The organism is Rugamonas sp. GW822-FHT03B10, assembly GCF_058801745.1.
The window spans coordinates 48565-63092 of the sequence record NZ_JBXANP010000024.1; the positions used below are offsets into that span (position 1 = coordinate 48565).

Here is a 14528-nt window from a genome sequence, read left to right on the forward strand (position 1 = left end):
GGATTCTAAACAAGCAAGGAGGCATCACCATGCCAATTATCGAAATGCACCTGCTGGCGGGACGCAGCACGGAAAAGAAGCGCAACGCGGTGGCGGCAGTCACTACTGCGCTGGTGGAGACGCTGGGCGTGGGACCGGAGCAGGTCCGCGTCCTGATCACCGAACACACGGAAGAACATTTCGCCGTCGGCGGCATCACCGTCGGCCAACGCAAGCAGGAGGCAGCATGAAGAAGATACGATGCGCGTTGATCGGTTCCGGCAATATCGGCACCGACCTGATCTACAAGCTGCAACGCAGCCCGCTGCTGGAGCCGGTCTGGATGGTGGGCATCGACCCGCAGTCGGAAGGCTTGAAGCGCGCCGCCGACATGGGCCTGAAGACGACGGCCGGCGGCGTGGACGGTCTGCTGCCGCACGTGCTGGAGGACAATATCCAGATCGCGTTCGACGCCACCTCGGCCTATGTCCACGCGGAGAATTCGCGCAAGCTCAATGAGCTGGGCGTGATGATGATCGACCTGACGCCGGCCGCCATCGGCCCCCTGTGCGTGCCGCCGGTGAACCTGCGTTCGCTGACCGAGAAGGTGGTCATGAACGTCAACATGATCTCCTGCGCCGGCCAGGCCACCATACCCATCATCGCCGCCGTATCCGGCGTGCAGAGCGTGGGCTACGGCGAAATCGTGGCCAGCCTGGCGTCGCGCTCGGTGGGTCCGGGCACCCGCGCCAACCTCGATGAATTCACCTACACCACGTCCAACGCGATCTGCGCCGTCGGCGGCGCGCGCAAGGGCAAGGCGCTGTGCATCATCAACCCGGCCGAACCGCCCATGTTGATGCGCAACACCATCTCCTGCCTGACGGACGAGGCGCCGGACCAGGCCCGCATCACGGCCGCCGTGCTGGCCATGATCGAGCAGGTGCAGAAGTACGTGCCCGGCTACCGCCTCGTCAACGGTCCCATTTTCGACGACAAGCGCGTCACCGTGTTCATGGAAGTGGCGGGGCTGGGCGACTACCTGCCGCGCTACGCGGGCAACCTGGACATCATGACGGCCGCCGCCACGCGCACGGCCGAAATGTTCGCCGAGGAGATCATCGCCGGCACCATCCAACTCTCTCCCATGGAGATCGCATAATGAACGAGAACAGTCTCAAAGGCCGCAAGGTCGTCATCCATGACATGTGCCTGCGCGACGGCATGCACGCCAAGCGCGAGCAGATGACCATCGCCGACATGGTGGCCGTGGCCACGGCGCTGGACGATGCGGGCGTGCCGCTGATCCAGGTCACGCACGGCGGCGGCCTCGGTGGCAACTCGCTGCAGCATGGCTTCGCGCTGCACAGCAACGAGGAATACCTGAACGCCGTGGTGCCGAAGATGAAGCAGGCCAAGGTATCGGTGCTGCTGATCCCCGGCCTGGGCACCATGAAGGAGCTGCAGTCGGCCTACGACTGCGGCGCGCGCAGTGTGCACGTGGCCACCCACTGCACCGAGGCCGACACCTCGCCGCAGCACATCGCGTTCGCCCGCAAGCTGGGCATGGACACCACCGGCTTCCTGATGATGTCGCACCTGAGCGAGCCGGATGCGCTGGCCCAGCAGGGCAAGTTGATGGAATCGTATGGCGCGCAGACCGTCTACGTCACCGATTCGGCCGGCTTCATGCTGCCGGAGCACGTCAAGGCGCGCGTGGGCGCGCTGCGCGCGGTGCTCAAGCCGGAGACGGAGATCGGCTTCCATGGCCACCACAATCTGGGCATGGGCATCGCCAATTCGATCGCCGCCATCGAGGCCGGCGCCAGCCGCATCGACGGCTCGGTGGCGGGCCTGGGCGCCGGCGCCGGCAACACGCCGCTGGAGGTGTTCGTGGCCGTGTGCGAACGCATGGGCATCGAGACCGGCTGCGACCTGTTCAAACTGATGGACGTGGCCGAGGATATCGTGGTGCCGCTGATGGACCACATGGTGCGCGTGGACCGCGATTCGCTCACGCTCGGCTACGCGGGCGTGTATTCGACCTTCCTGCTGCATGCCAAGCGCGCCGCCGAACGTTTCGGCGTGCCGGCGCGCGACATCCTGATCGAACTGGGTCGCAAGAAGATGATCGGCGGGCAGGAAGACATGATCACCGACACGGCGATGACCATGGCGCGTGAACGCGGCCTGCTGCTGGGCAAAGCGGCCTAATGGCCTGACGGCGGGGCGGGCGGGACGGACGGCGGCCGTGATCGGCCCGCCGCGCCGGGCCGCCGGCCCCGCCTTTACACCACTGGAACCTCCCATGAGCAATCCCATCACCACCCGGACCATCGCGAGCAGGGCCCGCCAGAACGGCGGCGAGTATGTGCTCAGCGAGTCGGACATGATCATCTCGAAGACGGACATCAAAGGCCACTTCACGTATGTCAATCCCGATTGCGTCCGCATCAGCGGCTACCCGGCCGAGGAATTGATCGGCGCCCATCAGAGCATCATGCGCCATCCCGACATGCCCAAGCTGGTGGCGGAGGACTTCTGGCGCACGCTGAGCAGCGGTAAGACGTGGGTCGGCATGATGAAGAACAAGACCAGGAGCGGCGGCTACTACTGGGTCGAGACCAATGCGGCGCCCATCCTGGAGGAGGGCAAGGTGGTGGGCTACATCTCCATCCGCATCAAGCCGACGGCGCAGCAGATCCGGGCCGCCGACCTGGCCTACCGGGCCATGAATAACGGGGACAAGCACATGGAGATCAGGGAAGGCAAGGCGGTCGCGCGGACCTTGTCGGCGCGGCTCAATCCATTCCGCAAGATGACCATCAAGGCCAGGTTGAGCGCGGCCGGCGGCGGGCTGGCGGTGCTGTCGCTGGTGAGCGCCGCCTGCGCGTGGCCGGGCGCGGGCGTGACCGGCTATTGGGCCAGCATCACGGCCGTGGTGGCTGCGTTGACGGCGCTGGCGCTGGTTCCGCTGCTGTATCACGGCATCCTGTTGCCGCTGCAGCAGGCCAAGGCGGCCATCGAGTGCATGAGCGCCGGCGACCTGTCCGGCAAGATCGATGCGGACGGCTACGACGAACTGGCCGCCGTCATGCAGGCGTTGCGCATCCTGCAGACCAATATCAAGCTGCTGGTCGGGCAGATCCAGGAGGCCACGGTGCTGGTGAACCAGGGCGCCAGCGAGATCGCGGCCGGCAACGCCGATCTGGCCGCGCGCACGGAGGCGCAGGCCAGCGCGCTGGAGGAAACGGCGTCCATCATGGAGCAGCTGACGCAGACGGTGCGGCAGAACGCCGACCACGCGCGCGACGCCAACAAGCTGGTGGTGGCCGCCTGCGACAGCGCCTCGCTGGGCAAGAGCGCCGTCGGCGAGGTGGTGGGCATGATGGGCCGGATACGCACCAGCGCGGAGCAGATCACCGACATCATCGGCGTCATCGACGGGATCGCGTTCCAGACCAATATCCTGGCACTGAATGCGGCCGTGGAGGCGGCGCGCGCGGGCGAGCAGGGGCGGGGCTTCGCCGTGGTCGCGGCGGAGGTGCGCACGCTGGCCCAGCGCTCGGCCACGGCGGCGCAGCAGATCAAGGGGCTGATCGAGGGGGCGGTCGGCCAGGTGGGGCAGGGCGGCCAGCTGGCCGACGCGGCGGGCAACGCCATGAGCGGCATCGCGCTGTCGATCGACCGCTCGGCCAGTATCATGGGGGAGATCAGCGATGCCAGCGCCGAGCAAAGCCGGGGCATCACCCAGGTCAATCAGGCGGTGGTGCAGTTGGACTCCATGACCCAACAGAATGCCGCGCTGGTCGAGCAGGCCGCCGCCGGCGCCGAGAACATGCGCCAGCAGGCCGTCCGGCTCGGGCATCTGGTGAACGTGTTCCGGCTGGCGGCGCGTGACGGCGCCGTGGTCAAGCTTGAGCACAGTCCCCGGCAGGCGCCGGTTGGGCGCGGCCTGGCGCGCGCGGTGTAGCGTGTCGCCTGCGCATGGCTTTCGCTTGTGGCGCCGCGTTTAATCATTGTCGAGGAAGCGCGCCATCTCCGGCGTGATGGCGATGCGGTACCGCTCCAGCAAGTGACGGTAGGCGCCGCTGGCGATGTAGGCCTTTAACTCCTTGTCGAACTGGTCGCGCAGCGCCGTCAGCCGCCGGCTCCTGGCGAAAGCGATGTGGCTGGCGACGTTTTCAAGCGGGGTCGGTAGTTGGACTACTTCCGCCTCGACGGCCGGGTCGTGCATGCTGGCCAGCGTGTAGGTGGCCGTGTAGACGTTGCTCGGCACCAGATCGACGCGGCCGAGCACCAGTTTGCGGAAGTTCTGCTCCAGCGATGCCACCTCGTGCACCGTGAAGTGCTCGCGGGCCGCATCGAACTTTGCGCCGTAATTGACCTTCATGACGGTGCCGACCCGCCGTCCCGCCAGCGCGCCCAGGTCGCCGTTGAAGGCGAGGCCGGCGTCCCTTCTCGCGTAAAAATAGATCAGCTGCGGGATGATGGACTGCTTGCTGAAGTCGAGGAACTGCTCGCGTTCCGGCGTTTCAAAGATGGTGAATACGCAGTCGCGCTGGCCCAATCTGACCAGTGTGAGCGAACGTGCCCAGGGCATCACCTCCACCGTCATCTCATGCCCAAGGCGGGCGAACACGGCGCGCACCACATCCACCGCCAGGCCATGGGCCGGGCCGCCGGCATCCTGCTGGATCAGTGGCGGGTAGGCGAGCGACACGCAGTGGTAGTTGTCGGCCATGGCGGATACGCTCGCGGTGGACAGCGTCAACAGCGCTGGCAATAGGAGTCGATGCATATGCGCCTCCGGTTTCCCTTCCTGGCTCTTGCCCAAGTGTTCAATATAGCATCGTTTGCCGGCCGCGCCGCGTGGCGGGTCGCTTCCCGCTGGGCGTCGCTCGATGCGCGGGCAAGTTGTCAGTTTCTTTCATGCGTGTAGTAAAATTTCACGTAATTGTGCAGTGCATTGTAATTTCTCACTTTAATCAGTAGAATATTCTGAAATTTGAGGGCATTTATGCTTGTCCATGAATGTTCTACGTAAATTCACTACAATTTGGCGGGTACATGGACGGTTCAAACGCACTATTTGACAAAGATGAATTGCTGGGCCGGGATATCCGCCAGCTGGGGCGCCTGCTGGGCGATGCGATCCGCTCGCTGCATGGCGAGGAGGTGTTCAAGTCCATCGAGACGATACGGCAAACCTCCATCGGCCTGCGCCAGCGTCCGTCGCAGGAAGGGCGCGACGCGCTGCAGGAACAGCTGCATGCACTGAGCCCGGTCGATACCAAACAACTGATCCGCGCGTTCAGCTACTTCTCTCTGCTGGCCAATATCGCGGAAGACCAGCACCACACCCGCCGCGGCCGCGCCCACCTGATCGCCGGCACCGCGCCGCGCAACGGCAGCCTGGCGCAGGCGCTGAAGAACATCGTCGACGACGGCCACTCGGACCAGTTGCAGCAGGTGCTGGCCGAAGCGTGCATCAACCCCGTGTTCACGGCCCACCCCACCGAAGTGCAGCGCAAGAGCATCCTGAACTGCCAGATGGCCATCGCCCGCCTGCTGGACGAGCGTGACCGCATCCAGATGACGCCCGAGGAGGAGGCCGCGAACGAGGAGGCGCTGGCGCGCGGCATCGTCACGCTGTGGCAGACCCGCTTGCTGCGCACGACCAAGCTGTCCGTGCTGGACGAGGTGGAGAACGGCCTGTCGTTCTTCAACCGCACCATCCTCACCACCTTGCCGCAGCTGTACGGCAGCATGCACGATACGCTGGGCAAGCTGGACCCGGCCTGGCAGGGGCGCGAACTGCCCCCCTTCATGCGCATCGGCAGCTGGATCGGCGGCGACCGCGACGGCAATCCCTTCGTCACGGCCGATGTGCTGCGCGCCACCTTGCAGCGCCAGGCGAACGTCGCCTTGTCGCACTATCTGACGGAATTGCACACGCTGGCGTCGCAGTTCTCGCTGGCGCAAGCGCTGAGCGGCAGCTCCGACGAGCTGCGCCGCCTCGCCGACGAGGCGACGGACGGTTCGCCGCACCAGGTGGACGAGCCATACCGCCGCGCGCTGCATGGCATGCACGCCAAGCTGTCGGCCACGCACGCGCTGCTGACCGGCGCCGCCGACGACGCGGACGCGCGGGCGCCGCAGCCGCAGGCGCCGCATTACGCCAGCGCGCAAGCACTGCGCGACGATCTGGACATCCTCCACCATTCGCTGCTGGCCCACGGTGCGGGCGCGCTGGCCAAGGGCCGCCTGCGCCAGTTGCGCCGCGCGGTGCAGGTGTTCGGTTTCAGCCTGGCGCCGATCGACTTGCGCCAGAATTCGGACGTGCACGAGCGCGTGGTGGCCGAGCTGCTGGCCCACGCCCGTCCCGGCTGCGACTACCTGGCGCTGGACGAAGCCCAGCGCTGCGCCTTGTTGCGCGAGGAAATCGCATCGCCACGGCTGCTGGTCAGCCCATACCAAGGCTATTCCGAAGCCACGGCCGGCGAACTGGCCATCTTCGCGCAATTGAAACAGGCGCACGACACCTACGGCCAGGATGCGATCTGCAACTACATCATCTCCAAGGCGGCCAGCCTGTCGGACCTGCTGGAAGTGGCGGTGCTGTGCAAGGAATTCGGCCTGCTGCGCCGCGAGGCGGGCACGCTGGCCGTCAACATCATTCCGCTGTTCGAAACCATTGAAGACCTGCGCGCCGGTCCCGCCATCATGGAACAGGCATTCGCGGCGCCTGAATATATGCGGCTGCTGCAGTCGCGCGGCATGCGCCAGGAAGTCATGCTCGGTTATTCCGACAGCAACAAGGATGGCGGCTACCTGACCTCGGGCTGGGAACTGTACAAGGCCGAGATCGAACTGGTGAGGGTGTTCGCGCGCCATGGCGTCAAGCTGCAGCTGTTCCATGGCCGTGGCGGTTCCGTCGGCCGTGGCGGCGGCCCAAGCTACGAAGCCATCATGGCCCAGCCCACCGGCACGGTGCAGGGCCGCATCCGCGTCACCGAGCAGGGCGAGGTGATCACGGCCAAGTACGCGAACGCCGAAGTGGGGCGCCGCAATCTGGAAGTGATGATCGCGGCCACGCTCAAGGCCACCTTGCTGGGCGAGCGCCAGTTCCAGCCCGACGCGGCGCAGCTGGCGGCCATGGAGGCGTTGTCGGCATCGGCCATGCAGGCTTACCGCTCGCTGGTGTACGAGACGGAAGGCTTCGACACCTATTTCTGGCAATCGACCGTCATTTCCGAGATCGCCGCGCTCAATATCGGCAGCCGTCCCACCTCGCGCAAGGCGGCGGGCAAGATCGAGGACCTGCGCGCCATTCCCTGGGTGCTGAGCTGGTCGCAATGCCGGCTGATGCTGCCGGGCTGGTACGGTTTCGGCTCGGCCGTCGCCGCCTTCCTGGCCGACGCCCCGGCCGAACGCCTGGCCATGCTGCGCCAGATGTACCAGGACTGGCCGTTCTTCCACTCGCTGTTGTCGAACATGGACATGGTGCTGGCCAAGAGCGATATCGCCATCGCCAGCGGCTACGCCAGCCTGGTGACGGACGTGGCGCTGCGCGAGTCCATCTTCGGCCGCATCCAGGCCGAACATGCGCGCACGGTGGACGCGGTCAAGCAGATCACCGGCCAGCGCGAACTGCAGGACCACAACCCGCTGCTGCAACGTTCGATCCGCAACCGCTTCCCGTATGTGGACTTGCTCAATCACGTGCAGGTCGAACTGCTGCGCCGTTATCGCGACAACAATGCGGACGCCGACACGCGCGTTGGCCTGCACCTGTCGATCAACGGCATCGCGGCCGGCTTGCGCAACAGCGGCTAAACGCCGCAGCTCCGCACGCAGCACCCGTAACGAATGATGTGTCCTTCCAACCAACCCCGAGGAACTGAGCATGACGATCAAAGTAGCAATCAACGGTTATGGCCGCATCGGCCGCAATGTGCTGCGCGCTTTCTACGAAGGCGGCAAGAAGCAGGATATCCAGATCGTGGCCATCAACGACCTGGGCGACGCCAAGGCCAATGCCCACCTGACCCGCTACGACACGGCCCACGGAAAATTCCCCGGCACGGTGGAGGTGGACGGCGACAACATGATCGTCAACGGCGACGTGATCCGCGTGTTCGCGCAGCGTAATCCGGCCGAGATTCCATGGGGTTCGCTGGGCGTGGACGTGGTGCTCGAATGCACGGGCTTCTTCACCACCAAGGAAAAGGCGTCGGCCCACCTGAAGGGCGGCGCCAAGAAGGTCATCATCTCCGCGCCCGGCGGCAAGGATGTCGACGCCACCATCGTGTACGGCGTGAACCAGCACGTGCTGAAGTCGACCGACACCGTGATCTCGAACGCCTCGTGCACCACCAACTGCCTGGCCCCGCTGGTCAAGCCGCTGAACGACGCCATCGGCGTGGAGACGGGCCTGATGACGACCGTGCACGCCTACACCAACGACCAGGTGCTGAGCGACGTGATGCACGAGGACCTGCGCCGCGCCCGTTCGGCCACCATGAGCATGATCCCGACCAAGACCGGCGCCGCCGCCGCCGTGGGCCTGGTGCTGCCTGAACTGAACGGCAAGCTCGATGGTTTCGCCATCCGCGTGCCGACCATCAACGTGTCGCTGGTCGACCTGTCGTTCATCGCCAAGCGCGATACGACCGTCGAAGAAGTGAACGCGCTGATGAAGGCCGCCGCCGAAGGCCCGCTGAAAGGCGTGCTGACCTACCAGACCGAACCGCTGGTGTCGGTGGACTTCAACCACAACCCGGCCTCGTCCAACTTCGACTCGACCCTGACCAAGGTGTCGGGCCGTCTGGTCAAGGTGTCGTCGTGGTACGACAACGAGTGGGGCTTCTCGAACCGCATGCTCGACACCACCGTGGCCCTGATGGCCGCATCCAAATAACAATCTATCCTCACCAGGAGACAAACGTGCCCAATACCGTTACCCATCGCGCGACCAAGATCGTTTCCACCATCGGCCCGGCCTCGAACGACATGGCCACGCTGGTCAAGATGTTCCGGGCCGGCGTCGACGTCGTGCGCCTGAACTTCTCGCACGGCCGCGCGCAGGACCACGTGGACCGCGCGCGCATGGTGCGCGAGGCTGCCCGCGAATGCGGCCGTGAAGTGGCCATCATGGCCGACCTGCAGGGCCCCAAGATCCGCGTCGGTAAATTCGAAAACGGCAAGACGGAGCTGGTGGCCGGCGCCAAGTTCGTACTGGACGCTGCCTGCGAGCTGGGTAACGACGAGCGCGTTGGTCTCGATTACAAGGACCTGCCGCGCGACTTGAAAGCGGACGACGTGCTGCTGCTGAACGACGGGCTGATCGTGCTGGTGGTCGACAGCGTGGTGGGCAGCGCGATCCACACCACCGTGCGCATCGGCGGCGAACTGTCCAACAACAAGGGCATCAACCGCCAGGGTGGCGGGCTGTCCGCGCCGGCGCTGACGGCCAAGGACATGGAAGACATCAAGACGGCCATGAGCTTCCAGGCCGATTACCTGGCCGTGTCCTTCCCCAAGAACGCCACCGACATGGAGATGGCGCGCCAGCTGGCCAACATCGCCGGTGAGCCGTATGACCACAAGCCGTTCATGATCGCCAAGATCGAGCGCGCCGAGGCCATTCCGGCGCTGCAGGAAATCCTGGACGCGTCGGACGGCATCATGGTGGCGCGCGGCGACCTGGCCGTGGAAGTGGGCAACGCCGCCGTGCCAGCGCTGCAGAAGCGCATGATCAAGATGGCGCGCGCGTCCAACAAGCTGGCCATCACCGCCACCCAGATGATGGAATCGATGATCGTCAACGCCGTGCCGACCCGCGCTGAAGTATCCGACGTGGCCAACGCGGTGCTGGACGGCACCGACGCCGTGATGACGTCGGCCGAAACGGCGTCCGGTCGTTATCCGGTCGAGACGGTGGAGCACATGGCCGCCATCTGCCTGGACGCGGAGAAGTGGGACACCTGCCAGCTGGACGTGGACCTGTCGAACGCCTCGTTCAGCCGCATCGACCAGTCCATCGCCTACGGCGCGCTGTTCACGGCGCACCACCTGCGCGTGAAGGCCATCGCCGCGTTGACGGAATCCGGCTCCACGGCCCTGTGGATGAGCCGTAACAACATCGACATCCCCATCCTGGCGTTGACCCCCAGCCTGTCCACGCAACGCAAGCTGGCGCTGTACCGCAACGTGACGGCGCTGGAACTGAAGGTGGACGGCGGCAAGGAGCAAGCGTTCCGTGCGGTCGAAAATCTGCTGGTCAAGCGCGGTGCGGTGAAGGCCGGCGACAACGTGGTGCTCACGTGGGGTGAGCCCATGGGGGTGGTGGGAGGCACCAACGCCTTGAAGATCATGAAAATCGGCGCAGCCGCGCTGAACGACAACTGACTGGAGCTGTAGCAATGAGTGCAATCATCAATGTGACCGGCCGCGAAATCATCGACTCGCGCGGCAACCCGACCGTGGAATGCGAAGTGCTGCTGGAATCGGGCGCCAAGGGCCGCGCCGCCGTGCCGTCCGGCGCCTCGACCGGCTCGCGCGAAGCGATCGAGCTGCGCGACGGCGATCCGAAGCGCTACTTCGGCAAGGGCGTGCTGCAAGCCTGCGAGAACATCAACACCGAAATCTCGGAAGCCATCATGGGCCTGGACGCCAATGAGCAAGCCTTCCTCGACCGCATCCTGATCGATCTGGATGGCACCGAGAACAAGGGCCGCCTGGGCGCCAACGCCATGCTGGCCGTGTCGATGGCCGTGGCCAAGGCCGCCGCCGAGGAAGCCGGCCTGCCGCTGTACCGCTACTTCGGCGGTTCGGGCGGTATGCAACTGCCGGTGCCGATGATGAACGTGATCAACGGCGGCGCGCATGCCGACAACAACCTGGACATCCAGGAATTCATGATCATCCCGGTGGGTGCGCCATCGTTCCGCGAAGCGATCCGCTACGGAGCCGAAGTGTTCCACACGCTGAAGAAGATCCTGCACAAAAAGGGCCTGACCACGGCCGTGGGCGACGAGGGCGGCTTCGCGCCGTCCGTGGCCAACCATGAAGAGGCGATCAAGCTGATCATCCAGGCCATCGAGGAAGCCGGCTACCAGCCGGGCACCCAGATCGCGCTGGGCCTGGACTGCGCCGCCTCCGAGTTCTACAAGGATGGCAAGTACCAGCTCGAAGGCGAAGGCCTGAGCCTGACCGCGACCGAGTTCACCAACCTGCTGGCGACCTGGTGCGACAAGTACCCGATCATCTCGATCGAAGACGCGATGGCCGAAGGCGACTGGGACGGCTGGGCGATCCTGACCAAGGAACTGGGCAAGAAGGTGCAGCTGGTCGGCGACGACCTGTACGTCACCAACACCAAGATCCTCAAGGAAGGCATCCAGAAGGGCATCGCCAACTCGATCCTGATCAAGATCAACCAGATCGGCACGCTGACCGAGACCTTCGCCGCCATCGAGATGGCCAAGCGCGCCGGTTACACGGCCGTGATTTCGCACCGCTCGGGCGAGACCGAGGACGCGACCATCGCCGACATCGCGGTGGGCCTGAACGCGCTGCAGATCAAGACCGGTTCTATGTCTCGTTCGGACCGCATGGCCAAGTACAACCAGTTGCTGCGCATCGAGGAAGACCTGGGCGACGTGGCTTCCTATCCGGGGCGCGACGCGTTCTACAACCTGAAGTAAGCGGGTTGCGGTAACAGCGCAAGACGGCCGGAGCGATCCGGCCGTTTTGCTTTTTCAGGAAGTTGGAAGAAGCTTGAAGTATCTAAGAATGTGAACTGAAAAGCTCAGTCAGGGTACCCGATGGCGATGCTATGGTTGGCTATATTGAATGGCCGAGATTCGGATCTGATGCAGCACTTGATCCAGTGGATCTGAGCGGTGAGAGGTATCCGACCGGCATCGGATGCCGAGCTGATCGCCAACTACCGGGCCGGTGCGGCGAAATGGCGTGCGGAAAGCAAATTGCTTCACCTTACCGAACCCTTGCCCATTGGCGTTCAGATCAAAGATGGCGTGGTGATGGTCACGCTGGCGCCGGACGCGAAACCAGTGTCTGAACTGGGCGGTGAGACAAGAGTGTTCGGACGCTCTCAGCTATCAAACCCCGAACACAAGCGATAAAGCGCAAACTGTCCGCTGCGGCTAGCGCCCATCAGCTGTCCTTCCGCGGCGGCGAGAATCTAATTGTTCCCATCCAAAAAACATAGTGAGATTCGCGCCTGCGCGGGAATGACAGTTCCCGGCCGCCTGTCCCCAACGAAGAAGGAGGGATTATTGTGCAGACTGGCGTCTGACAGATGCGCACTGGCGGATTGGCCACGCTTGAGAGTGAGCAGAGCTTGACTAGAGAAGCTACATGTTCCTCGGGTGTGACAAAGTGTGATTTTTTGCCATCTGGCAAGATGCTATTCTGCCAAGGTCGGCAGTCGGCCGCCAGCGGCCCCTCGGAATTTTTATAGACTACCGAGATGACTCACGCGGTACAACGAACTTAATTGTTAGCTAACAGCATTATGAAGACGAGTTTTTTTCAAAAGCAATCATTTGGATATGCTGCGCTTGCTTCCAAGCGTGACTGGGCAATAGTCTCGGCCTTAGTTGTCGGCATCTTGGCTTTAAGCCAGGCGGCTTTTTTTCTGTCGCTCATAGACAGGCATCTTATGCGCTCTATGTTGATTGGCGGATTCATCGGTATGTTGCCATCAATCTTGATATGTTTGCCTGTTTATGGAGTTGTTGATGGGTTGTCAAATGATGCGCTCCGTTCCTTCCTGAAATCGATGAAATTTACTCGAAGTTTCGAGCGAAATGGCGTGCAGTTCTACACTCAAGATACTTCAGTCTGGATGCGATGGGACTCAGATCGTGTGGCCGTTGAATTATTGCCTAACGGAAAATTTAGTGTGGCTATGCCGTGGTATTGTTATCGAGTTTTAAATAGGTAAGACTAAATTTCATCTGGAAGTTGATTTAGTGCGCCAAACTACGAGTGACCGCCCAGGGTGACAGCAACCGGCCACAAGCAGCCGGTCGAAGAACATTTTCGTCGCTAATAGATAAAAGGACATTTTTTTTGAATAAAAAAAATCGATACGAGCCCGGACCGTCACGTAGGGCTTTTTACCGAATTTTACTCAGCGCGATAGTAGGCAGCATAATTGGTACATTCTTTGCCAGGCCAATTTTGGCCTCTTTCCACAATTTTGCTCTATGGGTCGGGCCTGCCGTGATAGTCGGATTAGTTGGGTTAATGACAGTTGCGATGCTCTTATTGCCGCTGATATTCAAACGCCGAGCCACTAAAGATGTATGACCGCAAAGAGCCGGAAGCAAGCGTTGCTGTAGTCTCTCATCGGCCAATAGCCGCCGGATGTATGTGTAATAAAGAAGGAAATCTGTGAAGAAATTTTATATTTCGTTGCTTGGACTGGCTATCGCAAACGGCGCTGATGCACAAGTGGTGAAGCCTGTAGATAGTTTTTTCAAAGTATGTATGGGCGCACTTGGCAACGTAAGCCAAGGCGAAGTGAGCGCTCAGAAGTTGGGACTTAGTCCAGCGACTGGCGAGCAAAAACAAACCCTGCTACGCCAGGGCTCGGCCGGAAGTGTTTATGTTGGCGAGGGAATTGCAATCGCCCTTGAGCAAGGCGGGCTGTGTACGGTTTTTGCGCATGCTGACGACCGAGCCGCTGTGCAAGATGAATTAAAGAAAGCCTTACCTCCTCCGTCAACGCCTTTCAAAGTAAGTGAGGAGCTGATCGGCGGCAATCCCAATGTCACTGGATCGGTTTACCACCTTGCATTGCCGACTGGGCCGTTTGCAGACTGGATCTTCAGCTCTTATAGCCTGCCAGGAAAATATAACGTAGCGATTTCGATGCAGGTTCGACGAAAAGAGTAGCTTCTTTTAACGGCCAGGAGCAGACATCCATAATTATTAAAGTAATTTATGAAATCTCTTATGTTGAAAGTCTAAATAAAATAACATGAAATCAATATTAATCTCCTTCGTGTTTTTGGGGTATTTTGTAAGTTCGACTGCAAATTCAACTCCTGTTTCCATAGTTGGAACAGGAGTAACCATTGATGTTCCATCAGATTTGGCTCCAATGAAAAGTGGAAGCTTCATAGTTGACGATGCAGGTGAAACGGTAATTGCGTTCGCAGGAGGACGAACCAAATCAAATTTGGAAACTGATCCGGCCTGGCGCGCTCTTTATAAAAACCGGCCGGAAAAGATAAATACAAAGTACATAAAGGGAAATCTTTATAAACGCACGCGCGCTTCTGACGGTGGAAAATGGGATGGCTGGTTTTTGTCAGTTCCTCGCGGAGAAAAGTCACTAACGGTATTAGTTTCTTACACTGGAAATTCGCCAGAGAATTTCGAACGCATTAGAGATCATCTTCTTACCATTCGCTGGAACGATGAAGATATTTCAGGCTCTATGCCGTTTCGTGTGGAATTTGACGTCAGGCGACATGCCGTGTAACGCCGAAATCGCGTGGCACGGCAGC

Annotated in this window: 13 protein-coding genes; 12 read left to right on the plus strand and 1 reads right to left on the minus strand. The window is 61.9% G+C overall.

Translation table 11 applies throughout. From position 1 onward, the window contains the following. The first annotated feature begins 29 nt into the window (after window positions 1-29). From AC1RQG_RS25085 to AC1RQG_RS25100, 4 genes are all read left to right on the plus strand, one after another. A complete protein-coding gene (locus AC1RQG_RS25085) occupies window positions 30-230 on the plus strand; it encodes a tautomerase family protein (RefSeq protein WP_493135679.1) in 201 nt (66 codons plus the stop codon). After that, on the plus strand, window positions 227-1141 hold the full coding sequence (locus AC1RQG_RS25090) for an acetaldehyde dehydrogenase (acetylating) (RefSeq protein ID WP_493135681.1): 915 nt from the start codon (window positions 227-229) through the stop codon (window positions 1139-1141). Before AC1RQG_RS25085 ends, AC1RQG_RS25090 begins: the two co-directional genes overlap by 4 nt. Next, window positions 1141-2193 (plus strand): 4-hydroxy-2-oxovalerate aldolase, encoded by a 1053-nt coding sequence (gene dmpG / locus AC1RQG_RS25095; protein ID WP_493135683.1) that lies wholly within the window; start codon window positions 1141-1143, stop codon window positions 2191-2193. Before AC1RQG_RS25090 ends, dmpG begins: the two co-directional genes overlap by 1 nt. A gap of 94 nt (window positions 2194-2287) precedes the next feature. Continuing rightward, the gene (locus AC1RQG_RS25100; RefSeq protein ID WP_493135685.1) at window positions 2288-3952 is read left to right on the plus strand and encodes a methyl-accepting chemotaxis protein; all 1665 of its coding nucleotides are present in this window, start codon (window positions 2288-2290) and stop codon (window positions 3950-3952) included. 39 nt (window positions 3953-3991) lie between these two features. Here AC1RQG_RS25100 and AC1RQG_RS25105 read toward each other — a convergent pair whose 3' ends face one another. Then, the gene (locus tag AC1RQG_RS25105) at window positions 3992-4780 is read right to left on the minus strand and encodes a substrate-binding periplasmic protein (protein ID WP_493135687.1); all 789 of its coding nucleotides are present in this window, start codon (window positions 4778-4780) and stop codon (window positions 3992-3994) included. A 269-nt stretch (window positions 4781-5049) separates the two neighbouring features. On the opposite strand from AC1RQG_RS25105, the gene ppc reads away from it, so the two are divergent. The 8 genes from ppc to AC1RQG_RS25145 all read left to right on the plus strand — a co-directional run bounded on the left by ppc (window position 5050) and on the right by AC1RQG_RS25145 (window position 14503). Further along, window positions 5050-7818 carry a phosphoenolpyruvate carboxylase gene (ppc, locus tag AC1RQG_RS25110; protein ID WP_493135689.1) on the plus strand — a complete coding sequence of 923 codons (2769 nt, stop codon included), beginning with the start codon at window positions 5050-5052 and terminating at the stop codon, window positions 7816-7818. Between the two features lie 70 nt (window positions 7819-7888). Further along, window positions 7889-8902, plus strand: coding sequence for a type I glyceraldehyde-3-phosphate dehydrogenase (gene gap / locus AC1RQG_RS25115; RefSeq protein ID WP_493135691.1), 1014 nt, complete (start codon window positions 7889-7891; stop codon window positions 8900-8902). Between the two features lie 92 nt (window positions 8903-8994). Continuing rightward, window positions 8995-10392 carry a pyruvate kinase gene (gene pyk, locus AC1RQG_RS25120; protein WP_493135705.1) on the plus strand — a complete coding sequence of 466 codons (1398 nt, stop codon included), beginning with the start codon at window positions 8995-8997 and terminating at the stop codon, window positions 10390-10392. Between the two features lie 14 nt (window positions 10393-10406). Further along, window positions 10407-11690, plus strand: coding sequence for a phosphopyruvate hydratase (gene eno / locus AC1RQG_RS25125; RefSeq protein ID WP_493135693.1), 1284 nt, complete (start codon window positions 10407-10409; stop codon window positions 11688-11690). Between the two features lie 198 nt (window positions 11691-11888). Continuing rightward, complete coding sequence (locus AC1RQG_RS25130; RefSeq protein WP_493135695.1) at window positions 11889-12131, plus strand: hypothetical protein; 243 nt, start codon at window positions 11889-11891, stop codon at window positions 12129-12131. Between the two features lie 374 nt (window positions 12132-12505). Then, entirely contained in the window at window positions 12506-12955 is a 450-nt protein-coding gene (locus AC1RQG_RS25135; protein WP_493135697.1) for a hypothetical protein, read from the plus strand. Between the two features lie 452 nt (window positions 12956-13407). Then, window positions 13408-13911 (plus strand): hypothetical protein, encoded by a 504-nt coding sequence (locus AC1RQG_RS25140; protein WP_493135699.1) that lies wholly within the window; start codon window positions 13408-13410, stop codon window positions 13909-13911. 85 nt (window positions 13912-13996) lie between these two features. Next, entirely contained in the window at window positions 13997-14503 is a 507-nt protein-coding gene (locus AC1RQG_RS25145; RefSeq protein WP_493135701.1) for a hypothetical protein, read from the plus strand. Window positions 14504-14528 lie beyond the last annotated feature (25 nt).